Annotated in this window: 19 protein-coding genes; 7 read left to right on the top strand and 12 right to left on the bottom strand. The window is 58.1% G+C overall.

Annotated features, from left to right (window positions below; translation table 11 throughout):
- Positions 1 to 4: 4 nt before the first annotated feature.
- On the top strand, positions 5 to 2,485 hold the full coding sequence (locus LOC22_RS09870; RefSeq protein ID WP_230239514.1) for a fimbria/pilus outer membrane usher protein: 2,481 nt from the start codon (positions 5 to 7) through the stop codon (positions 2,483 to 2,485).
- A gap of 9 nt (positions 2,486 to 2,494) precedes the next feature.
- A complete protein-coding gene (locus LOC22_RS09865) occupies positions 2,495 to 3,589 on the top strand; it encodes a fimbrial protein (RefSeq protein ID WP_230239513.1) in 1,095 nt (364 codons plus the stop codon).
- Positions 3,590 to 3,621: 32 nt separating this feature from the next.
- On the opposite strand, the gene LOC22_RS09860 is transcribed toward LOC22_RS09865, so the two are convergent.
- The 4 genes from LOC22_RS09860 to LOC22_RS09845 form a co-directional block, all read right to left on the bottom strand.
- Positions 3,622 to 3,984 (bottom strand): YibL family ribosome-associated protein, encoded by a 363-nt coding sequence (locus tag LOC22_RS09860; RefSeq protein WP_015572767.1) that lies wholly within the window; start codon positions 3,982 to 3,984, stop codon positions 3,622 to 3,624.
- A 58-nt stretch (positions 3,985 to 4,042) separates the two neighbouring features.
- The gene (gene mtlR, locus LOC22_RS09855) at positions 4,043 to 4,633 is read right to left on the bottom strand and encodes a mannitol operon repressor MtlR (protein ID WP_015572766.1); all 591 of its coding nucleotides are present in this window, start codon (positions 4,631 to 4,633) and stop codon (positions 4,043 to 4,045) included.
- The gene (gene mtlD / locus LOC22_RS09850) at positions 4,630 to 5,778 is read right to left on the bottom strand and encodes a mannitol-1-phosphate 5-dehydrogenase (protein WP_017382581.1); all 1,149 of its coding nucleotides are present in this window, start codon (positions 5,776 to 5,778) and stop codon (positions 4,630 to 4,632) included. Before mtlD ends, mtlR begins: the two co-directional genes overlap by 4 nt.
- 101 nt (positions 5,779 to 5,879) lie before the next feature.
- Positions 5,880 to 7,787, bottom strand: a complete 1,908-nt coding sequence (locus LOC22_RS09845; RefSeq protein ID WP_015572764.1) for a PTS mannitol transporter subunit IICBA — start codon at positions 7,785 to 7,787, stop codon at positions 5,880 to 5,882.
- A 436-nt stretch (positions 7,788 to 8,223) separates the two neighbouring features.
- On the opposite strand from LOC22_RS09845, the gene LOC22_RS09840 reads away from it, so the two are divergent.
- From LOC22_RS09840 to selB, 3 genes are all read left to right on the top strand, one after another.
- A complete protein-coding gene (locus tag LOC22_RS09840) occupies positions 8,224 to 8,832 on the top strand; it encodes a glutathione S-transferase (protein WP_015572763.1) in 609 nt (202 codons plus the stop codon).
- Positions 8,833 to 8,935: 103 nt separating this feature from the next.
- On the top strand, positions 8,936 to 10,321 hold the full coding sequence (gene selA / locus LOC22_RS09835) for an L-seryl-tRNA(Sec) selenium transferase (RefSeq protein ID WP_023304616.1): 1,386 nt from the start codon (positions 8,936 to 8,938) through the stop codon (positions 10,319 to 10,321).
- Positions 10,318 to 12,156: a selenocysteine-specific translation elongation factor gene (gene selB / locus LOC22_RS09830; RefSeq protein WP_017693788.1), complete on the top strand. Its 1,839-nt coding sequence runs from the start codon at positions 10,318 to 10,320 to the stop codon at positions 12,154 to 12,156. Before selA ends, selB begins: the two co-directional genes overlap by 4 nt.
- 3 nt (positions 12,157 to 12,159) lie before the next feature.
- Here the strand turns inward: selB and LOC22_RS09825 are convergent, their stop codons facing one another.
- Entirely contained in the window at positions 12,160 to 13,044 is an 885-nt protein-coding gene (locus LOC22_RS09825) for an ROK family protein (RefSeq protein ID WP_015572761.1), read from the bottom strand.
- Positions 13,045 to 13,210: 166 nt separating this feature from the next.
- Here LOC22_RS09825 and aldB point away from each other — a divergent pair, with 166 nt between their 5' ends.
- Positions 13,211 to 14,749, top strand: a complete 1,539-nt coding sequence (aldB, locus tag LOC22_RS09820) for an aldehyde dehydrogenase AldB (protein WP_006808612.1) — start codon at positions 13,211 to 13,213, stop codon at positions 14,747 to 14,749.
- Positions 14,750 to 14,881: 132 nt separating this feature from the next.
- On the opposite strand, the gene LOC22_RS09815 is transcribed toward aldB, so the two are convergent.
- Together LOC22_RS09815 and LOC22_RS09810 are read right to left on the bottom strand one after the other, a co-directional pair.
- On the bottom strand, positions 14,882 to 16,831 hold the full coding sequence (locus LOC22_RS09815) for a glycoside hydrolase family 127 protein (RefSeq protein WP_230239512.1): 1,950 nt from the start codon (positions 16,829 to 16,831) through the stop codon (positions 14,882 to 14,884).
- 10 nt (positions 16,832 to 16,841) lie between these two features.
- Positions 16,842 to 18,242: an MFS transporter gene (locus tag LOC22_RS09810; protein WP_230239511.1), complete on the bottom strand. Its 1,401-nt coding sequence runs from the start codon at positions 18,240 to 18,242 to the stop codon at positions 16,842 to 16,844.
- 225 nt (positions 18,243 to 18,467) lie between these two features.
- On the opposite strand from LOC22_RS09810, the gene LOC22_RS09805 reads away from it, so the two are divergent.
- The gene (locus LOC22_RS09805; protein ID WP_123060853.1) at positions 18,468 to 19,286 is read left to right on the top strand and encodes an AraC family transcriptional regulator; all 819 of its coding nucleotides are present in this window, start codon (positions 18,468 to 18,470) and stop codon (positions 19,284 to 19,286) included.
- On the opposite strand, the gene araD is transcribed toward LOC22_RS09805, so the two are convergent.
- The 5 genes from araD to LOC22_RS09780 form a co-directional block, all read right to left on the bottom strand.
- Positions 19,287 to 19,982, bottom strand: coding sequence for an L-ribulose-5-phosphate 4-epimerase (gene araD / locus LOC22_RS09800; RefSeq protein WP_032649826.1), 696 nt, complete (start codon positions 19,980 to 19,982; stop codon positions 19,287 to 19,289).
- Positions 19,976 to 20,836 carry an L-ribulose-5-phosphate 3-epimerase gene (locus LOC22_RS09795; RefSeq protein WP_045616101.1) on the bottom strand — a complete coding sequence of 287 codons (861 nt, stop codon included), beginning with the start codon at positions 20,834 to 20,836 and terminating at the stop codon, positions 19,976 to 19,978. The genes araD and LOC22_RS09795 overlap by 7 nt, the downstream gene beginning before the upstream one ends.
- Before the next feature lie 2 nt (positions 20,837 to 20,838).
- On the bottom strand, positions 20,839 to 21,492 hold the full coding sequence (gene ulaD / locus LOC22_RS09790) for a 3-keto-L-gulonate-6-phosphate decarboxylase UlaD (protein WP_017693795.1): 654 nt from the start codon (positions 21,490 to 21,492) through the stop codon (positions 20,839 to 20,841).
- Positions 21,489 to 22,994 carry an FGGY-family carbohydrate kinase gene (locus tag LOC22_RS09785; protein ID WP_015572756.1) on the bottom strand — a complete coding sequence of 502 codons (1,506 nt, stop codon included), beginning with the start codon at positions 22,992 to 22,994 and terminating at the stop codon, positions 21,489 to 21,491. The genes ulaD and LOC22_RS09785 overlap by 4 nt, the downstream gene beginning before the upstream one ends.
- A gap of 76 nt (positions 22,995 to 23,070) precedes the next feature.
- Complete coding sequence (locus LOC22_RS09780) at positions 23,071 to 24,390, bottom strand: MFS transporter (protein ID WP_017693796.1); 1,320 nt, start codon at positions 24,388 to 24,390, stop codon at positions 23,071 to 23,073.
- Positions 24,391 to 24,392 lie beyond the last annotated feature (2 nt).

Genomic DNA, 24,392 nt, shown 5'->3' with positions numbered 1-24,392 from the left:
GACCATGTCTTTTCGCCTGTTTCGTTACGCGCCGCTTTCGGTGTTGCTGCTTAGCTTCAGCCGCGCGGGGATGGCCGAGGATTACTTTGATCCCGCCGCGCTGGAGCTTTCCTCTACCGAACAGAAAACGGCGGATCTGCACTATTTCTCTGAAAAGGGCGGGCAGATGCCAGGCACCTGGCTCGTGACGCTGGAGATTAACGGACGCGAGGAGCGGCATCAGGAGATCACCTTCGTCAATGAGAAAGGCAGCCTGCAACCCGTTTTTAGCGTATCGCTGCTGGAAGCGCTTGGGGTGAATGTCAGGGCCATTCCTGCATTCTCACGGTTGCGGGAGGGAGAAGCGCTCACGCACCTCGCGGATTTCATTCCGGCAGCGCGAACCTCCTATGATTTCAACCAGCAGCGTCTCTTTCTCAGCCTGCCGCAGGCGGCGATGAAACACCGCAGCCGTGGCTACGTGCCGCAGTCGCAGTGGGACGATGGTATCCCGGCGGCCTTTACTGATTACAGTCTGTCGGGCGGCCAGGCACATCATCAGCGTGGCGTCACGACATCCAGCTATCTGAGCCTGCGTAACGGTATCAATCTGGGGGCGTGGCGGTTGCGCAACACCTCCGCCTGGAGCCACAGCGACGCGGGCGGCGACCATTTTCAGTCGCAAAGTAGCTGGCTGACCCGGGATATTCGCCGTCTTAACAGCCAGCTACGGATCGGCGATGCCTGGACCGCAGGCGACGTCTTCGATAGCGTGGCGTTTCGCGGGGTACAGCTTACATCAAGCGAAAGCATGTTGCCCGACAGCCAGCGCGGCTTCGCACCAACCATCCGCGGCGTCGCACACAGCTTCGCTAAAGTCTCCGTTTCGCAAAATGGCTATGTGATCTATGAAACCTGGGTGGCCGCCGGGCCATTTATCATTAACGATCTGTTCCCCGGCGCACAAAGTGGCGATCTACAGGTGACGGTCACGGAAAGTGACGGCTCAACGCGCGTCTTTACCCAACCCTATTCTGCGGTGCCGTTTATGCGACGCCTGGGCAGCCTGAAATACAGCCTCAACGCCGGACGATTTCACTCCGGCTCCGGCGATGCGCGTTCACCTGAGTTTGTTGAAGGCGCTTTCTTCTACGGCCTGCTCTCGAGGATGACGGTGTATGGCGGCTTTCGTACGGCGAGCAACTATCAGGCCGGTGCAATTGGCGTAGGCAGAGGGTTTGGCGCATTTGGCTCGCTGGGCATTGACGATACGCTGGCAAAAAGCCGTTTACCCAATGGCAAAAGCGCGATGGGGCAGGCGTGGCGCATTCAGTATCAGAAAGATTTCAGCGCTACCGGCACCGCCTTCAACCTGGCGAGTTATCGCTATGCCTCGCGCAATTACTATGAATTCAGTGAACTGAATCAGTCTGACAGCCAACAGCTGCAACTCAATAATCGCCGTAGCCGCTCGCAGGTCACCTTCTCACAGACGCTGGGTCAGTTCGGCAGCCTCAGCGTCTCGGCATGGATGCAGGATTACTGGCATACGTCCGGGCAGGATAAAACCATCCACATTGGCTGGTACACCAGCTGGCGAGGCATTACCTGGGGCGCGGGGTATGACTACACCGACTCAGCGCTTGAGCAGCATCCCGATCGTACCGTGTCGTTTAACGTCAATGTTCCGCTTGGTCACTGGTTACCGGACAGCTCGGTCAGTTACTTCATCAACCACAACAATCGTGGGATGACCACGCAGCAGGTGTCACTCAACGGCAGTGCGCTGGCGAATCGCAACCTTAATTACAGCGTTCAGCAGAGTAAGGCCAGCGAGGGACAAGCCGACAGTACCAGCCTGGCGCTGCAATACAACGGTGGCTACGGCAACGTCAGCCTCGGTTATGACCACAGCCGAAGCGGTAGCAACGCGAGCCTCGGACTCGCCGGAGGCGTTATCGCCACGCAGTATGGCGTCACGCTTAGCCAGCCGCTGGGCGATACCGTCGCCCTGCTACGCGTGCCCGGCGCGGCTAACGTTGAGCCGGAGGGCTACAACGGGATCCATACCGACAGCCGCGGCTATGCGGTCATGCCAACGCTCTCGGCGTATCGCAAAAATACCGTCAGTCTTGATACGGCGACGCTGGGTGAGAACGTCGACGTTGAGCAGAGCGGTCTGACGCTCATTCCCACCAGCGGCGCGGTGGTGCTGGCCAATTACAAAACCCACATTGGTTATCGCGTTCTGTTTTCCCTGCGCTACCACGGCGAACCGTTGCCGTTTGGCGCGCAGGCTGAAGTGGTGGAGCAGAACCGCCATTCTGCAAACCGAAGCATGGTCGCTGACGGCGGTCAGGCCTACCTGAGCGGGGTACCAGAGCGCGGCACCCTGCGCGTCAGCTGGTATCAGGACGGGGAGCAGCAGCAATGCCAGACACCTTTCAGACTGGGGAAAGCTCATATGGCCCCCGGTATCGCCACGCTATCCGTTGAGTGCCATTAGAGGAATATCATGCGTCGTTTTATTCACTGGTTTTTCTACCTGAGCCTTCTTTCGCTTTTTGGCATGCTGAGTTTTCATGCCCATGCTCAGACCTCATCTTGCCGCACCACGCGCGATCAGTGGGTCGTTCAGGTGCCCTACGCCATAGGGTATGCGCCCGGCACGGCGGACTGGACGCCGATATCTGCGCCGATACAGTCTACCGGGGCGGATTTCTACAGCTGTGATGGCGGGAATGATGCCTGGCGTAGTATCGGCTTTGTCGACGTGGATAACCCTGTCGGCAGCGTGGTTGGTGAAGACGGTGCGTCACGTCACGTCTATAAAACTCAGATCGACGGCATCGGCTACGCACTGGGGTTCCGGGAACAGCAGTACTGCGGCGCCGATGCAGTACGCTATATTGACGGCACAAGTCAGGTGAATGGCAATGAGTCCCGGCGCATTTGCGACGCATCGCAAAACCCCGCCTTTGCCAGCGCCTCAATGTATAAAATGCAGTTCTGGGTGGTGTTTTACAAAATTCCAACGACCAGCGCCATGCCTGACGATAACGCTAATTCCCAGGAGCAAAATGTCGGATCGCTGATATTGCAGGCGGGAGAAAATCAAGCCAGCGCCACCAACGTGGCGACACCGGTACAGATCCATCTCGCCAGCTTCACCGTCAGGCGTACCAGCTGTTCAGTGGGCTCTCGCAGCATTCTTGTTCCCATGGGGAGCGTGAGCCAGCGTGAATTTCATGGCATAGGCTCCCGCGCCGGAGGCGGACGCTTCAGCATTCCGGTGACCTGCGAAAATAACACGGCGGTGAAGATGGGTTTCTTTGGCGATACCACGCCGGGCAACGATCGGGCGCTGGCGTTGACGAAGCAGGAGGATAGCGCCAGCGGTGTCGGGATCGAACTGCTTTACGGTGACAATACCGGTTCGGTTCAGGGGCAGGTGGTACCGTGGAACACCCCACAGGTGTCAGCATTTGGGCAAGTGGGGGATAACCAGACGCAAACCTTCTGGTTTGATGCGCATTACCTTCAGACGGAAGAGAACGTGACGGCGGGAAAAGCGGATGCGATGGCGACGTTTAACCTGATTTACAACTGAGTTTCCCCTGCCGCAGCGGCAGGGGAGGACGATCAGAACGCGGTCTTACAAAAACCCGTCATCTCTTTCAGGCCCATTTCGCGACCAAGCTCAGTCATCGGGTGCACCACTACCAGGCCACGGACGCTTTTCTTCAGCTTGCCCATGTCGGCCTGCTCTTTTTTGGTGATCGCGCGGCGATGCGGCATGTTCATCAGCTTCTGCGCTTCTTTACTCAGCTTCTGGCCTTTCACTTCGCGCAGGCGTTCAATTTCCGCCTCCAGCTTCACGGACTCTTTTTCCAGCTCGGCATACTTCTCGGCGGAATCGACCAGGGAGAGGCCAGCCATCTGATGGCGGATCAGATCCAGACGGTCGCTCAGGCGTTTAATTTCGTTCTTTTCGACTTCTTTCATGACAAATAACTCTGAAAACGGGGAATTTACAGGGAAGGATACACCAATGTGTGAGGGCTTACTTCTGAAACGCTTTTTTTAAGCTGATTTTAGAAATCAGCTCAGTCAGGGAAAGCACCATGGTGGAGCGCACAACCTGTTGATAACGCAGCTTTTGCATCGCGTACAGCTCAGGGTCGCTGTTATCAAACTGAGGTGCGGGAGGGAGCGCGGATACGCAGTGCAGTTCGCCGAAGGGCCCCAGTATCTCATCATCGGTAAAGGTGTACTCATTACCGTCATGATTGAGCTCTTCGCGCAGCGCCATTAACAGCTCGGCGTCTTCATACTCCTGGCGGTTCAGCACGCCAAGACCGTAAATCAGCTTCAGCCGTACCGATAAATCGCCCAGCGGTCCGTCTCCGTCCAGTAACGGTTCTACAGCATACTTTACCGCGTAGTCGTCTTTGCGAAACACCTGAAGCACCAGAATGTTCACCGCCTCGGTTAACAGCTCGACGGCGGCAATCAGGAAACTTCGTACGGTTTTGCCAGCATTCAGACGCTCAAGCACACGATTTTCAAAGGCCTGGGTTTGTTCCATTATTGCCTGCATATCTGACAATCTGTTATTCGGGCGCAGGCTAACCTGCGCCGGACTCTGCATCATTTGGTTGCGTTGTATGCGCTGACCGCCTCCGCAACTACGTCACTGTTGGCATCCAGACCGGAGATCTGCGCCAGCGCAGCCTGCGCGCCTTTGTCATCAATCAGCTGAGCCAGCTCAATCGCCTGCGGGTCCTGCTCGCTGCGGTAGTGCATGGCGGCAGCGATGCCCTTCACCAGGTTTGCGTGCGGCAGGCCGTATTCCAGCGTGCCCAGCAGCGGTTTAATCAGGCGGTCGCCCGCGCTCAGTTTACGCAGCGGCTGACGACCCACGCGCTCAACGTCATCTTTCAGATACGGGTTTTCAAAACGACCGAGGATTTTCTGGATGTATGCCGCGTGTTTATCAGCATCAAAACCGTAGCGTTTGATCAGCACCGCGCCGCTCTCTTCCATTGCCCCTTTGACCACCGCACGGATGTTCTCATCGAGGATCGCGTCACGAATCGTCTGATGACCGGCCAATTTTCCGAGGTACGCGGTTATAGCATGCCCGGTGTTCAGCGTGAAGAGTTTACGTTCGACAAATGCCATCAGGTTATCGGTTAATTCCATTCCCGGAATGGTCGGCAGCGCGCCCTTAAACTGGGTTTTATCCACGATCCACTCGCTGAAGGTTTCCACGGTCACTTCCAGCGGATCGTTGGTGGCGGATGCTGAAGGCGGAACGATGCGATCCACGGCGGAATCCACAAAACCCACGTGCGCTTCAACCCAGGCTTTATCTTCGTCGGCGACGGCCGCAAGAACGTGGCCTTTCAGCTGCGTGGTGCCGCGCACCATGTTTTCACAGGCGATGATGTTCAGCGGTGTTTCAACGCCCTGTGCTTTACGCTTCGCCAGGCCTTTCGCAACCGCCGGGGCGATACGCTCAAGCACCACCGGACCCACGGCGGTGGTGACCAGATCAACGCTCGCGATGAGGTCAATCACGTCGTCGCCAATGCTGCTTACCGCGTTGACGCCAGAGACCGTTTCAACCTGTTCGTTTTCACCCACCACGTGAACCTGATAGCTATGACGGGCATTCAGGGCATCCAGAACCACCTGATTCACATCGGCGAATGTCAGGGTAATGCCCGCGTCTGCCAGCAGTTTACCGATAAAGCCACGACCAATATTACCTGCGCCAAAATGTAATGCTTTCATAGTGTTAACCTTCATCAATGTTTTTACCCGAGAGGGCTGGGGTGAGGAACGTTTTCCCCTCACCCTAGCCCTCTCCCCGGGGGGAGAGGGAAGAGGCGCTGTTATTTGTTCAGCAGGGCCAGAACTTCTTCAACGCTGGTGGTGTTGGCCAGACGCTCAATAACCGTTTCGTCATCCAGCGCATTGGTCAGGCTGGTAATCACCTGGATATGCTCGTTGTTGCGAGCGGCGATACCAATCACCAGACGGGCGATGTCGTCCTCTTCTTCACCGAAGCGCACGCCATCAGGATACTGACAGAACACCACGCCGGTTTTCAGCACGCGGTCTTTGGCTTCCACCGTACCGTGCGGAACCGCGATGGATTCACCCAGGTAGGTTGGGGTCAGCTTTTCGCGTTCCAGCATCGCCTCAACGTACTCAGGCTGAACGTAGCCGCCTTTCACCAGCTGCTCACCGGCGAAGCGAATGGCCTCTTCTTTATTGGTGGCCGTGCGGCCAAGGAAGATGTTTTCAGCGCCCAGTTTGAACAGATGCGCGTTGCTCTCGTCGAAGCTGTCTTGCAGGCTGGTACGCACTTTCACTTCGTTATCTTCATGGCGCTGCGCCGCCACCAGGCGTTCGGTCAGGCTGGCGTACAGGCCGCTGTCGAGGAAGTTGGTCAGGGAAATGTGCTGCGCCTGCGGTACCTGACGCATAGCGCGTTCGGTCAGATCGCGGTGCGTGATCACCAGGTCAACGTCCGGCGGCAGGCTGTTAATCGCGCTGTTGGTGACGGAGATGTTGGTCAGACCCGCATCCTGCACTTTCTTACGCAGTACGCCCGCACCCATTGCGCTGGAGCCCATACCGGCATCACAGGCCACGATGATTTTACGCACGTGGCTCAGGTCGTTAGAGACATCACCCGCCGCCAGCGGCGTTGCGCCTTTGGATTCGGCTTTCATGTCATGCATACGACGGGTTGCCGCTTCGATATCGTCGTCTTCTTTTACCTTGCTGGTTTTCAGCAGGATAGCGGAGGCCACGAAGGAGACCGCCATGGCCGCACAGATCGCCGCGATGTTCGCGAAGTAGGCGCCTTTCGGGGTCATCGCCAGCACCGCCAGGATAGAGCCCGGAGAAGCAGGAGACACCAGACCACCGCCCAGCACGCTCAGGGTGAACACGCCGGTCATACCGCCAAGGATAACGGCCAGGATCAGACGTGGGTTCATCAGCACATACGGGAAGTAAATTTCGTGAATACCGCCCAGGAAGTGAATGATCGCCGCGCCGCCAGCAGACTGTTTCGCGCTGCCGCGACCAAAGAACATGTATGCCAGCAGAACGCCCATACCCGGACCCGGGTTCGCTTCAATCAGGAAGAAGATGGACTTGCCGAGATCGTGTGACTGCTGAATACCCAGCGGTGAGAAGATACCGTGGTTGATGGCGTTGTTCAGGAACAGGATTTTCGCCGGTTCAACGAAGATAGACGCCAGCGGCAGCATGTCGTGCGCCACCATGAAGTTAACGCCCGCCGCCAGCAGCTTGGACAGCACTTCAACCGCCGGACCAATGCCGAGGAACGCCAGAATCGCGAGGATCATGCCGATGATGCCCGCAGAGAAGTTGTTCACCAGCATTTCGAAGCCGGATTTGATCTTGCCATCAACCCAGACGTCGAATTTCTTGATCGCCCAGCCGCCGAGAGGACCGGCAATCATCGCACCGAGGAACATCGGCATATCCGCACCGACGATAACACCCATGGTTGTGATGGCACCCACGACGCCACCACGGTCACCGCCCACCAGACGACCACCGGTATAACCGATGAGCAGTGGCAGGAGATAGGTAATCATTGGGCCAACAAGTTTTGCCAGCGTTTCGTTAGGCAACCACCCTGTCGGAATAAATAATGCGGTGATAATACCCCACGCGATAAACGCGCCGATATTTGGCATCACCATGTTGCTGAGGAAACGACCAAAGCTTTGCACTTTGATCTTGAAATCGGATGACATAAAACACCCCTTCTTATGTTTACGCTTAGGCTTGTGGCCCGAGGTTTATCGTTAATGTGCGGCGGCAGAGGTAGCCGGGCCCTGTTCTGATGCTGTGAAATCTGGCACTGAATCGTTCAACTGTCCAGACAGCGAAATTTTGTGTGATCTGAATCACATGAATGTAGGGGGTGAGGACATTAATGAAGTGATCGCGATCACATAACGAGTGTGTGAAAAAAATACATCGCTCAAAATTGCGCCAAAATGGACGGTGTTTTGTGATTTATATCACAATGTTAAGTTGGCTGTTTGTTTCCAGATTGTGATTTGATTCACAAAATATTTTTATGCAGATTTCTCCCGTATCCCCTCATGGCAGGAATGCGATACGCACACCTGCCTTTTTCCACGGCTTGATCCATACTGACCTCTTTGTGGGCATTAAGGATAAGCAATGAAACTCATCGGCAGTTATACCAGTCCTTTCGTGCGTAAGATTTCGATTCTCCTGCTGGAGAAAGGAATTGAATTTGAATTCGTGAATGAACAGCCCTACAACGCAGAGAACGGCGTTGCGCAGTACAACCCGCTGGGGAAAGTCCCGGCGCTGGTAACGGACGAGGGCGACTACTGGTTTGATTCCCCGATCATTGCGGAGTACATCGAGCTGCTTGGCGTTGCGCCAGCCATGCTGCCGGCGGATCCAAAAGCAGCGCTGGCGATGAAGCAAATTGAAGCCCTGGCGGATGGCATTATGGATGCGGCATTGACGTCCGTACGCGAGCAGGCAAGGCCCGCCGCCCAGCAGTCAGAAAATGAACTGCTACGCCAGCGCGAAAAAATCAGCCGCAGCCTGGATATGTGCGAACAGCTGATCCGCGACGGGAAAATTCAGAGCGATAGCCTGAATCTGGCGACGATCGCCATCGCCTGCGCCATTGGCTACCTCAATTTCCGCCGCGTCTCGCCGGGCTGGTGCGTGGATCGTCCGCTGCTGGTCAAACTGGCGGAGACGCTCTTCCAGCGCGAAAGTTTTGCCCGGACTGAACCGCCAAAGGCTTGATGCGGGTTATAACACTTCCTGGCGGGAGGCGGTACAATCCCCCCACATGTTAACTCCCTCTCCCGTCGGGAGGGGGGAAGATATTTACTCGCCAGGCGCATTCATGACTACTCATCATTCCCTCTACAGCCAGATCCCCGCTACCGATCGTCTGCTTCGTGACCCGCGCATCACTGCGGTGCTGGAGCAGTTTGGCCATACTGCAACGGTCGACATGCTACGCCAGCTTCAGGACGATGCGCGTCGCCATATTCAGGCTGAGAACGCGCTACCCGGCTGGTGCGTGGCGTGGGAGCAGGAAGTTGAACGCAGGCTGAGCAAGCACGGGCAAAGCGCGTTGCGCCCGGTTATTAACCTGACAGGCACGGTTCTGCACACCAATCTGGGCCGGGCACAGCAGGCCGAAGAGGCAACAGAGGCCGTCACCCGTGCCATGCGCTCGCCGGTGACGCTGGAGTACGATCTGGACGGCGCCGGGCGTGGGCATCGCGATCGCGCGCTGGCGGATCTTCTCTGCCAGATCACCGGCGCGGAAGATGCCTGCATTGTGAATAACAACGCGGCGGCGGTGCTGTTAATGCTGGCGGCCACCGCGAGCGGAAAAGAGGTTGTCGTCTCTCGCGGCGAGCTGGTGGAGATCGGCGGGGCGTTTCGTATTCCGGACGTCATGCGCCAGGCGGGCTGCACGCTGCATGAAGTGGGCACAACCAACCGTACCCATGCAAAAGATTATCGCGCGGCGGTGAATGAAAACACCGCCCTGCTGATGAAAGTGCATACCAGCAATTACCACATTGAGGGTTTCACCAAAACGGTGGAAGAGGCCGAACTGGCCGCCATTGGGCGCGAGCTAAACGTGCCGGTGATTGCCGATCTCGGCAGCGGGTCGCTGGTGGATATGCGCCAGTACGGTCTGCCGAAAGAGCCCATGGTGCAGGAAATGGTTGCCGCGGGCGTAAGCCTGGTCAGTTTCTCTGGCGATAAACTGCTGGGCGGGCCGCAGGCGGGGATTATCGTCGGCAGGCGCGAGCTGATTGCGCAGCTACAGCAGCACCCGCTGAAGCGCGCCCTGCGTGCCGATAAAATGACGCTGGCCGCGCTGGAAGCCACGCTGCGGCTCTATCTCCACCCGGAGAAACTGGCTGACCGCCTGCCCACGTTGCGTTTGCTGAGCCGTGATGCGGCCTCCATTCGCGCGCAGGCGGAAGCGCTACTGCCGCAGGTTGCTCCTCATTACCCTGAGTTTGACGTTCGTATCGAGCCTTGCCTGTCGCAAATTGGCAGCGGCTCGCTGCCGGTGGACAGGTTACCGAGCGAAGCGCTGACGTTCACCCCGCGCGACGGACGCGGAAGCCAGCTTGAGGCGCTGTCGGCGCGCTGGCGCGCATTACCGACGCCGGTGATTGGCCGGATCGGTGACGGGCGCATGTGGCTGGATTTACGCTGTCTGGAAGATGAAGTGCGGTTTCTGGAGATGATGTTGAAATGATTATTGCCACCGCCGGTCACGTTGACCACGGCAAAACCACGTTATTGCAGGCCATTACGGGCGTGAATGCCGATCGCCTGCCGGAAGAGAAAAAGCGCGGCATGACCATTGACCTGGGTTACGCCTACTGGCCGCAGCCCGACGGTCGCGTGCTCGGCTTTATCGATGTGCCCGGCCACGAGAAGTTTCTTTCCAATATGCTCGCGGGCGTGGGCGGGATCGATCACGCCCTGCTGGTGGTCGCGTGCGATGACGGGGTGATGGCGCAAACGCGCGAGCATCTGGCGATCCTCCAGCTGACGGGAAACCCGCAGTTGACCGTCGCCCTCACCAAAGCGGACCGTGTGGATGAGGCGCGTATCGACGAGGTGCGTGAAGAGGTGCTGGCGGCGCTGAGTGAGTACGGTTTTAGGGATGCCGCACTGTTTGTCACCGTGGCGACAGAAGGCCGCGGTATCGACGCTCTTCGCGACCATTTGCAGCAGATCCCGTCTCGTGAACATGCCAGCCATCACCGCTTCCGTCTGGCGATCGACAGGGCATTTACCGTGAAAGGGGCTGGGCTGGTGGTGACCGGCACCGCGCTGAGCGGCGAAGTGAACGTGGGCGATACCCTGTGGCTGACGGGCGTGAACAAACCGATGCGCGTGCGCGGGCTTCACGCGCAAAACCAGCCGGTGGAACAGGCCCACGCCGGGCAGCGTATCGCGCTGAATATTGCCGGTGATGCCGAAAAAGACCAGCTTAACCGCGGCGACTGGCTGCTGGCCGACGCGCCGCCGGAGCCTTCTGAACGGATCATCGTTTCTCTCCAGACCCATACCCCGCTGACCCAGTGGCAGCCGCTGCATATCCACCACGCGGCCAGCCACATCACCGGACGCGTGTCGCTGCTGGAAAACGATCTCGCCGAACTGGTGTTCGACTCCCCGCTCTGGCTGGCGGATAACGACCGCCTGGTTCTGCGCGATATTTCGGCGCGGGAAACGCTGGCGGGCGCGCGCGTGGTCATGCTGGATCCGCCCCGTCGCGGCAAGCGTAAGCCCGAGTATTTACAGTGGCTGGCCGCGCTGGCCCAGGCCCGCGATGATAAGTCTGCGTTAGATATCCACCTTGAGCGGGGTGCGGTGGATCTGGCGGCGTTCGCCTGGGCGCGCCAGCTCAGCGGCGAAGGATTGCGTCTTCTGACGCAGGAGCCAGGTTTTATTCAGGCCGGGAACAGCCTGCTGAACGCGCCGGTGGCGGCGCGCTGGCAGCGCAAAGTGCTGAGCACGCTGGCGACCTACCATGAACAGCATCAGGATGAGCCCGGCCCGGGCCGTGAACGTCTGCGGCGCATGGCGTTGCCCATGGAAGACGACGCGCTGGTGCTGTTGCTGATTGAAAACATGCGTGAAAGCGGCGTGATTGCAAGTCATCACGGCTGGCTACACCTGCCGGAACACAAGGCCGGTTTTACCGCTGAGCAGGACGCGGTCTGGCAAAAAGTGGCGGCGCTGTTTGGCGATGAACCGTGGTGGGTGCGCGATCTGGCGCGTGAAACCAATACCGATGAGCAGCTGATGCGTCAGGTACTGCGCCATGCGGCGCAGCAGGGGATGATTGTGGCGATCGTGAAAGATCGTTATTACCGCAACGATCGGATCGTGGCGTTTGCGAACCTGATCCGGGAGCTGGATCAGGCGCGCGGATCAACCTGCGCCGCAGACTTCCGCGATCGGCTGAACGTGGGACGCAAACTGGCGATTCAGATCCTGGAGTATTTCAACCGCATCGGGTTTACGCGTCGTCGTGGCAATGACCATGTGCTACGCGACGCGCAGTTATTTCCCTAAGCGTTAAGCGCTGCGCGCCTGCTTCTGCTTAGCCAGCCAGACCGCGCCCAGCCTTCCCGCCTGGTTACCCAGCTCGCAGGGAAGGATGGGCACCCGGAGCGCTTCCCACTCCTCGAATCGCTGTAGGTATTTATCCAGCAGGAGATAGATTTTCTCCTGCTCGCTAATGCCGCCGCCAATCAGCACCGCCTGCGGATCAAACATGGAGATCACGCTGTAGATGCCGCGCGAGAGGAAATGCGCCCACTCTTCTATGGCCTCACGCAGATGCACGTCGCTGTCCATGCGTCTAAACAGCTCCTCACCATCAGGCATCTCATCTTCCGACACGGCCAGCGCGCGGCGGCAGGCTTTCATCAGGCCGCTGGCGGACGCCACTTCGTGCATCGGCTCGCCGTTGTTGCCAACGGGCAGCACGCCAAACTCACCCGCCCGGTAGTGCGACCCACGGTAGAGATCGCCCTCCATGACGATACCGCCGCCGATGCCGGTGCCGATGGTGATGCAGACGAAATGCTCATAGTCCTTACCGGCGCCCTGCCAGCGTTCGCCCAGCGCCGCGCAGTTGGCGTCATTTTCGGTTGTTACGGGGAGATCGGTCAGCTGTGCGAAAAGCTCGCACAGGTTTTCACCGTCAAGGTAATCCAGCGCCCCGGCCTTGGCCGCTTCGCCGGTATGGTGATTGATGTGGCCCGGAAAACTCACGCCGATGCCGACGATCTCATGCTCCTGGCGGTACTTATCCACCACCGCTTTCCACTTCTGTTTGAAGGTGCTTTCATCGTCAGGCGTATCATATTCATCGGATGTCAGTTCTTCGCCGTTTTCGTTGATCACGCCGTGTTTGATGTGGGTTCCGCCCACGTCAAAGCCGATAAATAGCTGCATTGCATCGTTCCTCATGAGCCCCTGAGCTATTAAGTATGGCTCCGGCGGCAGAAACGAAACGTAAAGTACGGTAATCCGTGATACGGCTCGTAAACCCGTTACCGGCTGGCGAGAAAATCACCAGCCGGAACTACCCTTGTTGTACACCTACTGCAAGGAGACGGTCATGACAAACAATCCTCCCTCATCGCGTATCCAGCCAGGCGAGTATGGTTTTCCCCTTAAGCTGAAGCCCCGCTATGACAACTTTATCGGCGGCGACTGGGTGGCGCCCGTCGACGGTGAATACTATTCCAACCTGACGCCCGTTACCGGCCAGCCGCTGTGTGAAATTGCCAGTTCGGGCAAGCGGGATATCGATTTAGCGCTGGATGCGGCGCATAAGGCGAAAGATAAGTGGGGGCAAACGTCCGTTCAGGACAGAGCGGCCATTTTGTTCAAAATCGCCGATCGGATGGAGCAGAATCTGGAGCTGCTGGCGACCGCGGAAACGTGGGACAACGGCAAGCCGATCCGGGAAACCATGGCGGCGGACGTGCCGCTGGCGATTGACCATTTCCGCTATTTTGCGTCCTGCATTCGTGCCCAGGAGGGGGGAATAAGTGAAGTTGACAAAGATACCGTGGCGTATCACTTCCACGAGCCGCTCGGCGTGGTGGGGCAAATTATTCCGTGGAACTTCCCGCTGCTGATGGCGAGCTGGAAAATGGCGCCCGCGCTGGCGGCGGGTAACTGCGTGGTGCTGAAACCTGCACGCTTAACGCCGCTTTCGGTACTGCTGCTGATGGAGGTGATTGGCGACCTGTTGCCGCCGGGGGTCATTAACGTGGTCAACGGGGCCGGGGGAGAGATCGGCGAATATCTGGCTACTTCAAAGCGTATTGCTAAAGTGGCGTTTACCGGCTCAACGGAAGTGGGTCAGCAGATCATGCAGTACGCGACCCAGAACATCATTCCGGTCACCCTGGAGCTGGGCGGGAAATCGCCGAACATCTTCTTTGCCGACGTGATGGATGAAGAGGACGCCTTCTTCGACAAAGCGCTGGAAGGGTTTGCGCTGTTCGCGTTCAACCAGGGTGAAGTCTGCACCTGTCCGAGCCGCGCGCTGGTGCAGGAATCCATTTATGAGCGCTTTATGGAGCGGGCGATCCGGCGCGTGGAGTCGATTCGCAGCGGTAATCCGCTGGATAACGTCACCCAGATGGGAGCGCAGGTATCGCATGGCCAGCTGGAAACCATCCTCAACTATATTGATATCGGTAAAAAAGAGGGGGCCGATGTGTTGACCGGCGGTCGTCGTAAGGTGCTGGGCGGCGATTTGCAGGAGGGTTACTACCTTGAGCCGACCATCCTGTTCGGTAAGAACAACATGCGCGTTTTCCAGGAGGAAATTTTTGGACCGGTGCTGGCCGTCACCACGTTTAAAACCATGGACGAGGCGCTGGAGCTCGCCAACGACACGCAGTATGGCCTGGGGGCGGGCGTCTGGAGTCGTAACGGTAATCTGGCCTATAAAATGGGCCGCGGCATTCAGGCCGGACGCGTATGGACAAACTGCTATCACGCCTATCCGGCTCATGCGGCGTTTGGCGGCTACAAGCAGTCGGGCATCGGGCGTGAAACCCATAAGATGATGCTGGAGCACTACCAGCAAACGAAATGTCTGCTGGTCAGCTACTCCGATAAACCGCTGGGGCTGTTTTAATCTTCCCGCGCAGGCCGTCCCGGGCGGCCTGAGCCGGGTTAAAGCCGGGTGGCGGCTACGCCTTACCCGGCCTACTTTTTACTCCCTCTCCCGTGGGAGAGGGCTGGGGTGAGGGCAACAGGCCGCAGTTATTCAGCTTTCATCCACCCATATCCGCATTTCCCCTTCTCCCCGGTTTGCCCAGCTGAACCACGGAATAAAGGTCAGCGTCCGGGGCTGACGTTCTACCGGCGAGTGGTCGTACTGCCACAGGGCATCAGTGTCCTTCGCCTGACACCCGATCCCTTCCGCCTGTATCAGCATCTTGTGCGCGAAAATGCCTTTGCCTTCAAATACCCGAAACGCGCTGTCCTGGGGCAAGGAAAGGTTATGCAGATTTGCGCCGTTATCGGCTTCTTCCAGGCAGTAAACCAGCGGTCCACGCTGCAATGCGACTTTCCCCGCCTGCTGGCGCACCTGCGGGTTGCCGTACACGCGGCGGACCGGCATCGGTAACGTCAGCGTCAGCGTGTCGCCTTCCTGCCAGCTTCGGTTGAGGTATAAGTATCCACGGGAGACCTCGCCTGTAATGGCCTGACCATTGAGCGAAACAGCCGGTTCCGCACACCAGTCCGGCAGCCTCAGGGCCAGCGTGTGAGTCACCGGAACTGGTGAGGTAATCTCGATTTTCACCTGCTCATGCCACGGATAGTTCCCGCTAATCCGCAGCTGGAGGATGTTATCCCCAACCGGAATGGCGACGTCGTTCCCCACGTACAGGTTGATCAACAGCGCGTCCGGGCGAACGGTATAAATGTAGTGCCCCAGCGAGGTCAGCACGCGCGCAATATTCGGCGGGCAACAGGCGCAGCCGAACCAGCGCTGGCGCACCGGTTTGACGTGGTCATAGATATGGTTAAAGGCCAGGGTTTTCGGGTGCACTTCCAGCGGATTCACATAAAAGAAATGCTTACCATCCAGCGCCATGCCGCCCAGCACCGTGTTGTACAGCGCGCGCTCCATCACGTCGGCGTAGTGGCCGTCCGCCTCCATCTCCAGCATCCGGCGGGCAAACATCATCAGGCCGATGGAGGCGCAGCTTTCGGCGTAGACCGTATCGTTGGGCAGATCGTAATCGCTGCTGAACGCCTCGCCGCTGCTTTGGGAGCCAATCCCGCCGGTGATGTACAGCTGGCGCTGTGCCATGTTGTTCCACAGCCGCAGGCAATCCTGACGTTTCCCCTCGTCGCTGCTCAGGCGCGCCAGATGTGCCATGCCCGCCATCAGATAGACAAAACGCACGGCGTGGCCGATGGCCGTTTGTTGTTCCGCAAGGGGCAGATGCGCCTGGCTGTAGGCTTTGTCCTTGACCATCCACGCCGGGCCATAGGTGTTCCAGTATGACGTTCTGCCGCGCTTCTCGTATTCGATATCGTAGAAGTGAGGCTGCGCGCCGCGTTCCTCAATAAAGTATTTCACCAGATTGAGATAGCGTTGCTCCTGCGTGACGTCGTACAGCCGCATCAGCGCCAGCTCGATTTCCGGGTGGCCAGGGTAACCGTGCAGCTGGTTTTCGCCCGGGCCAAACACGCTGTCGATATGATCCGCCAGCCTGCACACCACGTCCAGCGGGCGGCGTTTTCCGGTTCCCTGGAAATACGCCACGCCCGCTTCAATCATATGTCCGGCGCAGTACAGTTCGTGGCATTCGGCCAGATTGGTCCAGCGCTCGGCCGGTGCTTTCACCGTGAAATAGGTATTGAGATAGCCATCTTCGCACTGCGCCGCTGCGACCAGCTCGATCACCTCGTCGGCGGTTTTTTCCAGTTCAGCATCCGGCTTCTGGCACAGCGACCACGCCACGGCTTCAAGCCATTTCGCCACGTCGCTGTCCTGAAAGACCATCCCGTAGAACTCCCCCTGTTCCAGACCGGCCGCAATGCGGAAGTTGGCGATGGCGTGGCTGGGTTCGGCCTCCGCCACGCGATCGTTAAGCGCATCCCACTGGTAGGGGATCACCACATCGCGGACCAGCCGTTGGTACTGACCAAGAAACGGGTCGTTGATTTTCAGCTGATGCAGGTCGGCTTCCATTATGGTCATATCGTTCTCCTCAGGACTGTACATGACGCTGGCGCAAATCGGTGGCAATGCGCGACATCACGGGATTGTTAAGCCTGCACCAGCGGATAGCGACCGCCAGCAGCAGGTGGAAAAGGGCAGGAAGCAGCGTCTCCATGGCGGTGATGCCCTGCAATGAGGCGGGTGTCTGGTTACCTGCGCCTGGCTGATAGGCCACGGCAATAAACACCAGGCTGATGATCCCAGCGCTGGATGCCCACGCGAGCTTGATGAAAAACAGATTGAAGGCGAAGTTCATCCCCGATGAGCGCACGCCGGTTTTCCATTCGCCGTAGTCATCGGCAAAGGCCATCAGCGAGAAGTGCAGCGGCAGGGTGAAGCCCAGGATCACGCCGTTACTTAAAATCACGATCAACCAGAGCGTCTGGTGCGCCGGGCCACCCGGCAGGAACCACATTCCCACCGCAAGCGCAGCGAGTATCAGGTTGGTGTAGTAGTAGAGTTTGACGGTATCAATCCGCCGCGACAGCGGACTGACGATCACCGCGCCCAGAATAGCGGCAAAGGTCACCATGGTGAAAAACAGCGAGGTGTACGCCGTGCTGCCCTGAAGCACGTAGGTGATGAAGTACATGTATCCGCCGCCGCGAATGTTGAAGACGTTGATCAGCAGAAACGACATCACCAGCATCAGCAGCAGCTGATCGTTTTTCCGCAGGCCCGCCAGGTGCTCGCGCAGGGTGAATTTACCCATCCGCGCAAGCGGGACGCGCTCGCGCACCCAGAAGAAGCAGCACAGGAACATCACCACGGCGATGGTGCACAGCACGCCGACGCCCAGCTGATAACCCCGGGCGGTATTGCCCTGTCCCAGCTCTGACACCAGCCACGGCAGGCCAACGGAGACCAGAAAGCCCGCCACGCCGCACAGTACGAAGCGCCAGGACTGGCAGGATATAACCTCGTTGTGGCGGGTGGTCATGGTGTTGATCAGCGCGCAATATGGCACGTTGATGGCGGTATAGCCCACTGAAAGCAACAGATAGGTGCCGAACGCCCAGGCGATTTTCACGCCCATACTGGCGTCCGGGACGGTGAAGGTCAGCACGCCGACGATCCCGATGGGAAGCGCGACCCACAGCTGCCAGGGACGAAAACGCCCCCAGCGGCTCTGCGTGCGGTCGGCAATCACGCCCATCACCGGATCGGAAATCGCGTCAAATACCCGAAGGGCAATAAACAGCGTGCCCACCAGCGCGGGCGTCAGGCCAAATACATCGGTATAGAAAAAGGTCAGAAAGTTCATGATCAGGCAGGTAATTACCGTGCCGCCCGCGTCGCCCAGGCCGTAGCCAATTTTCTCGCGGACTGACAGCCGGTCATCGGCTGCCTGTTTTGCAACTTCTGCGTCTGTAATCGGTGTGGAAGTCATGGGGTAACTCCTCGATAAACGATTTTTTATCGTATTTGTGCAAGGTACCCCATTTATTCTGCATTCAACGGGCAGACCAACAAGGGAAGGGAAAAGTATAAAAAGGTGACGATTCCGACCTGATGGTAAAACTGTGAGTTTGATCGAGCCGTTCTGCTGATATTTATTAATAATCAAGGGATAAAGACAATATCAGCCACTATAAAAGCGGAAAAATGAATATCCATGCTTGAATTATCCATAGCACTTCCGATCAAGGTTCAAAATGGCGGGTTATTTATCTCCCGGGGCGTGGGCCGTCATCCCGCACGAAAATTATCTTCGTGGGAGATAATTTTTGTCGAAAAAGGGACATTAACGATCCAGGAGGAAAATACGCTGTTTGAGGTAAACGCTGGCGAGAGTTTATTACTTTGGCCGAAGCGACGGCATGTCGGCGTGGAAGATTTTCCGGGCGATCTCAAATTTTATTGGCTGCATTTTGAGGTGGATGAACGCTTGCCGGTGTTGCCAGGCGCGACGCCGCTGTCGATTGAGCAACACTGTAGCGTGCGGGATCCGCAATATGTTATTGCGTTATTCCGTCAGTTTTTAAGCGAGCAGGAAAAATTACAGCGTAGCCAGGCGCTGGAGATAATTTTGCTGTTAATTTTGCAGCAGATATCGCTCTCGCCGGGATATGAAGATAAAGCGGATGATGCGGGCGCAGCAATGGCGTGGAAGGCCAAGCAGCTTATCCGCACGCACTTTCATTTGCCCCTGTCCACTTCGCAGCTGGCAAAAGAGCTGCACTGCAACGCAGATTACCTGGGGCGGGTATTTCGTCGGACGTTTCATTTAACCCTGACGGAGGCAATTCACCGCCAGCGCGTCAGGGCCGCTGAAAAACTGCTGCTGAACGATGCGGCCTCATTAACTGAAGTGGCCGCCCGGTGCGGTTTTAATGACGTGGGTTATTTCCGGCAAATATTCTCAAAACATACCGGGTTAACGCCCGCCGTCTGGAAACGGCGGTACTGTAAAGAGCATATTAATTCCGGATGATCACTGGCCGTAATAGGCATTTGCGCCATGCTTGCGCAGGTAATGCTTATCCAGCAATTCCTGCTGCATAACCGGAAGCTGAGGTGCAAGCTGGCGCGAGAAAAGCCCCATATAGGCGCACTCTTCCAGCACCACGGCATTGTGTACCGCATCGGCAGCGTCTTTGCCCCAGGCAAACGGGCCGTGAGAATGAACCAGCACCGCCGGGACCTGCATCGGGCTTATGTCGCGCTCCTCGAAGGTTTTGATAATGACTTCCCCCGTCTGGTATTCATATTCACCCGCGATTTCAGCCGGGGTCATCAGCCGCGTGCAGGGGATCGCACCGTAGAAATAGTCCGCGTGCGTCGTTCCCCACGCGGGTAAATCTTGCCCCGCCTGCGACCAGATGGTGGCGTGGCGGGAATGGGTATGCACAATGCCGCCAATTTCCGGGTAACGACGATACAGCGCGAGATGGGTCGGGGTGTCGGAGGAGGGCTTTTTACTCCCCTCGACCACTTTACCCGTGGCGATATTTACCACCACCATATCTTCTGCGTTCATCACGTCGTACTCCACGCCGGATGGTTTGATCACCATCATGCCGCTGGCACGGTCAACCGCGCTGACGTTGCCCCAGGTGAACGTCACCAGCTGGTGGGCGGGCAGGGCGAGATTTGCCGCCAGCACCTCGGCTTTGAGTTGTTCTAACATGTCATGCCTCCTTCCTGCATTCGGGCTTCAATCCAGCGGCGCGCCTGGATGATCTCCAGCACCGGCTCTTTGGCTTTCTCGGTCCACATTTCAATCAGAAATGCGCCGCGATAATTAAGTTGATTCAGCGTGTTAAACACGCCAACGAAATCGACGCAGCCCTCGCCAAAGGGCACATCGCGGAACTGTCCGGGGCTTTTTTCGGTTACGGGCCGGGTATCTTTCAGGTGGATAGCGGCGATGCGGTCAATGCCCAGCGTCAGCTCGGCGGTGACGTCGTTGCCCCACGCGCTCAGGTTGCCGACGTCCGGGTAAACGCTGAACCACGGCGAGGCGAGCATGTCGTCCCACTTTTTCCACTTGCTGATGGAGTTCATAAACGCAGTGTCCATGATCTCTACCGCCAGCATTACCTGCGCGGCGGCAGCCTGCTCTACGGCCCACGCCAGCCCTTCGGCAAAGCGCTGTTGCGTGCCCTCGTCGTGCTCCTCGTAGTACACGTCATAACCCGCAAGCTGGATGGTGCGAATACCCAAATCACGGGCCAGCCGGATGGCTTTGGTCATGATCTCGCGGGCGCGTTCGCGCACGATTTCATCGCGGCTGCCAAACGGGAAGCGACGATGGGCAGACAAGCACATCGACGGGATGGCCACGCCGGTCTCCAGCATCGCTTCCACAAGAGAGGCGCGCTGCGTGGTACTCCATTCAAGGCGCGATAAACGCTCGTCGGTCTCATCCACCGACATCTCCACAAAATCGAAGCCGCAGCTTTTTGCCAGAACCAGGCGCTCCGGCCAGGAGAGATCTTTTGGCAGCGCTTTTTCGTAAATGCCTAACGGATGCTGACGCATGGTTACTCTCCCCAGATGTCGCGGATTTGCGAATGGAATGCCTGTGCCACCTGCGGCGGATTATCGGCGCCTGCCAGCGCGCGCCCGGCAATGAAGGCTTTGACGTTGATCTGCTTAAACAGCGACAGGTCAGCGGGGGTGATACCGCCAGTTATAGAAAGCTGCAAACCGATATCGGACAGCGCCTTCATTTTGCTGAGATCCGCCTCACCCCACTGCTGGCCGCTGGCCTGTGCGTCGCGCCCGCGGTGGTAAATCGCCTGCTTCACCCCGATGCGATGCCACGCGCGCGCGTCGTCCAGCGTCCAGTTGCCAAACAGCTCCATCTGGATCTCGCCGCCGCCGCGCAGTGCGACCTCGTGGCCACGTTCAACGGTGGCCAGCGGGGCGGCACAGATGATGGTCATCCAGTTTGCGCCTGCGCCAAACGCCTGCTCAGCCAGCGTTTCTCCGGCATCGGCGACTTTCCAGTCCGCCACGATAATTTTATCCGGACACTGCGCACGCAGGGCGCGAACGGCGTTTAGCCCTTCGGTCAGGCATAGAATGGTGCCGGCTTCGACGATGTCGACGTGATCGGAAAGCGTCGCGACATCGCGCTGCGCGGCCTGAAGCGAGGTGTGGTCGAGCGCCAGCTGCAATAATGGTCGGCTCATAGGTCGTACTCCTTAACACGGGCGTGATAGCCCTGTAATGCTGAAATCAGTAGCTGGTAACGGTGATATTTGCGCTGGTAGGCGGCATGGGCACGCATGTCAGGTTCAATCATCCGGATGTCATGCCTGAGGGCGCGCTGAGCGGCGTAAAAATCGGGATAGAGGCCTGTACCGACGAGCGCGGCCAGCGCCGCACCGGAACAGCCGGTCTCTTCCACCTGCGGGAGTTCAATCGCCAGGCCGCTGACGTCCGCGAGCATCTGCATCCACACGTCCGAATGGGTTGGGCCGCCCGTCACGCGCAGGGCCTGCACGTGGGGAAAGCGTTCGAGCATACGGTTGAGGTGGGTCATGTGGCTGAATACCACCCCTTCATAAACCGCCTGGAGGAGGTGCGCGCGGGTATGCAGCGCCTGCAAGCCATAGAAGCCGCTGGTCATCTCCAGCCCGGCGTTGCTGCCGTAGAGGAAAGGCAGGAAGAACACATCGCTTTCAGCTTTTGGCAGGCTGGCCACGGCGTGGTTAATCTCATCGAATGACATATCGCCCCATTGGGCCGTCAGCCATTCCAGGTTGCCGGACGACGTGGGGCTGGCTTCATGAACGATGAACTGCTGCGGATGGACGTAGCGGCCATAGACGTAGGGGAAAGGCTCGTTGTCGCGGATGCCGTGGGCAATCCCACTGGTTACGGCCCAGGTCCCCATTACGGCATTTAGCGTATGTTCGTCATGCAGCCCGGCGCAGATCGCGGTGGAAACCACATCAAACAGTCCACCAACGACGGGAGTACCCGCCGTGAGACCGGTCAGTGCGGCTGCCTGAGCGGTGATTTCCCCGCAAATTTCTGCTGAACCGATAATAGGCGGCAGGGCACCGTCAATGTCGCTGATGCCGAGCCAGCGCGTGAGCTGCGGATCGTACTGCCCGGTATTCATGTTGTAGAGATTGGATTCCGAGATGTTGCTCTCTTCGCAGCCTTTGACCCCGGTCAGACACCAGCGCAGGTAATCGTGCGCCATCATCACGCTGCCAATTTGCTGATACCGCTGCGGCTCGTTCTCTTTAACCCAGCGCAGGAGTGAGGCCGGATGCCCCGTCCACAGCGTCTGGCGAGTATGCGGATAGAGCTTTTCGGGTATACCGTCCTGCTGCCAGCGTTGCACGATCTCCAGCGCACGGCGATCGGAGGAGAGAATGGCGTTACCCAAGGGGCGATCCTGTTTATCGAGCAGAAACAGCCCCTTGCCCTGGGCTGAAATGCCAACGCCTTTGATCTGACCGCCGTCAGCGCCTGAATTTTTGAGCAGCAGGGCGACAGTTTTGTGGCAGTGCTGCCAGAGCTGGTGCATATCCCGCTCGGCGTAGCCGGCGCGGGGGCTGAGCGTGGCCACTGAGCGGCGTTCAATACAGACTTCTTTGCCCTGGCTGTTGTATAAACCGGCTTTCAGATAAGTACCGCCACAATCGATACCCAGCCAGAAGGGCTCTTTTTCACTCATCTTCTTCTCGCTTAATTGCCGGGTGGCGCTTCGCTTACCCGGCCTACGGTTTGGTTTAGTGGGTCAGGTGAGGGCCTCAGGCCGCACGTTTATGTGGAGTCACCGTGGGGTTGGGCTCTGCTCCGGCATCGCATTTCGCCGGTAACAGCAGGGCCAGCAGCGATGCCAGCGCCAGCGAAACTGCCAGGCAGTAAACGCCTGCGTCTTTGCTGTACAGGGTGATCAGTACGCCTACCGCATAAGGACCGCAGAACCCGCCGAGGTTGCCCAGGGCATTAATCACGCCGCGAGCGCCACCCGCCATCTCAGCGCTGAACAGACGCGCCGGTATGGTCCAGAACACCCCCGCTGCGGATTGCAGGAAGAAGCCACAGCCCACCAGCGCGGCATAGGCCAGCCAGGTGTGCTCTTTCAGCGCCACGGAGAGGAACATGCAGAGCGCAAAGCCAATCAATGGCAGGGAGACAAACAGCTTGCGCTTGCCGGTGCGGTCAGAGAGCGTAGAGAACAGGAACATGCCGGCAATGGCGCCGATGTAAGGCAGAATGGCGAGCATTCCCACCTGGCCGATGCTGGTGTGCGTCAGTTCTTTCAGAATGGTGGGCAGCCAGAGGGTGTAACCGTAAATGCCAGTTTGGTAGAAGAAGTTGAGGGCGATCAGCTGCCACATGGTTTTGTCAGACAGCACCGCGCTGAGCGAGGCGTTTTTCACCTCTTTACCCGCAATGGCCTGCTGCTCTGCCGCCAGGGTTTGTACCAGGTAGTTTTTCTCGGCCTCAGAGATCCAGCGTGCTTCCTGCGGCCGGTCATAGACGGTGAACGCCCACAGCACCAGCACAACAACGGACATCAGACCTTCAATAATGAACAGCCAGCGCCAGTCGAGAGCGGTAATAATCCAGCCCGACAGCGGGGCGGTGATGATCCCGGCGATGGGCACGAACATGATCACAATCGCGTTGGCGCGGCCGCGCTCGGCATCCGGGAACCAGTTACTGATCATCGTGAGCACAACGGGCAGCATCCCACCTTCCGCCACGCCGAGTAAGAAGCGCAGCACCAGCAGCTGATACTGGTTGGTCACAAGCCCGGTCAGAACCGAGATCACCGCCCAGGCAACCAGCGACCAGCCGATAAACTTCTTACCGCTGCCGTGCACGGCAATTTTGCCGCCGGGAACTTGCAGGAACAAATAGCCGATAAAAAAGATCCCCCCCGCCAGGCCCGCCATCGTGGCGGAAATGCCCAGCTCTTCATCCATACCGCCGGGCATCGCAAAAGCTATATTTACGCGGTCCATATAGGAAATAATGCAGGCGATAAGAATAGGGGGAATGATCCTTAGCCAGCGCTGGCGCGGAATGTCCGCGTGTAGAGCATTTGAAGAAATATTCATAG

This window comes from Enterobacter sp. AN-K1, from assembly GCF_020971765.1.
Lineage (GTDB): Bacteria > Pseudomonadota > Gammaproteobacteria > Enterobacterales > Enterobacteriaceae > Enterobacter > Enterobacter hormaechei_C.
Note: the sequence above shows the minus strand (reverse complement) of the source record. Positions and strands in the feature narration are given on the sequence as shown.

Excerpts from the sequence above, each read along its gene's own strand:
- LOC22_RS09870 (WP_230239514.1), top strand. The coding sequence starts at position 5 with ATGTCTTTTCGCCTGTTTCGTTACGCGCCGCTTTCGGTGTTGCTGCTT.
- LOC22_RS09865 (WP_230239513.1), top strand. The coding sequence starts at position 2,495 with ATGCGTCGTTTTATTCACTGGTTTTTCTACCTGAGCCTTCTTTCGCTT.
- LOC22_RS09860 (WP_015572767.1), bottom strand. The coding sequence starts at position 3,984 with ATGAAAGAAGTCGAAAAGAACGAAATTAAACGCCTGAGCGACCGTCTG.
- mtlR (WP_015572766.1), bottom strand. The coding sequence starts at position 4,633 with ATGATGCAGAGTCCGGCGCAGGTTAGCCTGCGCCCGAATAACAGATTG.
- mtlD (WP_017382581.1), bottom strand. The coding sequence starts at position 5,778 with ATGAAAGCATTACATTTTGGCGCAGGTAATATTGGTCGTGGCTTTATC.
- LOC22_RS09845 (WP_015572764.1), bottom strand. The coding sequence starts at position 7,787 with ATGTCATCCGATTTCAAGATCAAAGTGCAAAGCTTTGGTCGTTTCCTC.
- LOC22_RS09840 (WP_015572763.1), top strand. The coding sequence starts at position 8,224 with ATGAAACTCATCGGCAGTTATACCAGTCCTTTCGTGCGTAAGATTTCG.
- selA (WP_023304616.1), top strand. The coding sequence starts at position 8,936 with ATGACTACTCATCATTCCCTCTACAGCCAGATCCCCGCTACCGATCGT.
- selB (WP_017693788.1), top strand. The coding sequence starts at position 10,318 with ATGATTATTGCCACCGCCGGTCACGTTGACCACGGCAAAACCACGTTA.
- LOC22_RS09825 (WP_015572761.1), bottom strand. The coding sequence starts at position 13,044 with ATGCAGCTATTTATCGGCTTTGACGTGGGCGGAACCCACATCAAACAC.
- aldB (WP_006808612.1), top strand. The coding sequence starts at position 13,211 with ATGACAAACAATCCTCCCTCATCGCGTATCCAGCCAGGCGAGTATGGT.
- LOC22_RS09815 (WP_230239512.1), bottom strand. The coding sequence starts at position 16,831 with ATGACCATAATGGAAGCCGACCTGCATCAGCTGAAAATCAACGACCCG.
- LOC22_RS09810 (WP_230239511.1), bottom strand. The coding sequence starts at position 18,242 with ATGACTTCCACACCGATTACAGACGCAGAAGTTGCAAAACAGGCAGCC.
- LOC22_RS09805 (WP_123060853.1), top strand. The coding sequence starts at position 18,468 with ATGCTTGAATTATCCATAGCACTTCCGATCAAGGTTCAAAATGGCGGG.
- araD (WP_032649826.1), bottom strand. The coding sequence starts at position 19,982 with ATGTTAGAACAACTCAAAGCCGAGGTGCTGGCGGCAAATCTCGCCCTG.
- LOC22_RS09795 (WP_045616101.1), bottom strand. The coding sequence starts at position 20,836 with ATGCGTCAGCATCCGTTAGGCATTTACGAAAAAGCGCTGCCAAAAGAT.
- ulaD (WP_017693795.1), bottom strand. The coding sequence starts at position 21,492 with ATGAGCCGACCATTATTGCAGCTGGCGCTCGACCACACCTCGCTTCAG.
- LOC22_RS09785 (WP_015572756.1), bottom strand. The coding sequence starts at position 22,994 with ATGAGTGAAAAAGAGCCCTTCTGGCTGGGTATCGATTGTGGCGGTACT.
- LOC22_RS09780 (WP_017693796.1), bottom strand. The coding sequence starts at position 24,390 with ATGAATATTTCTTCAAATGCTCTACACGCGGACATTCCGCGCCAGCGC.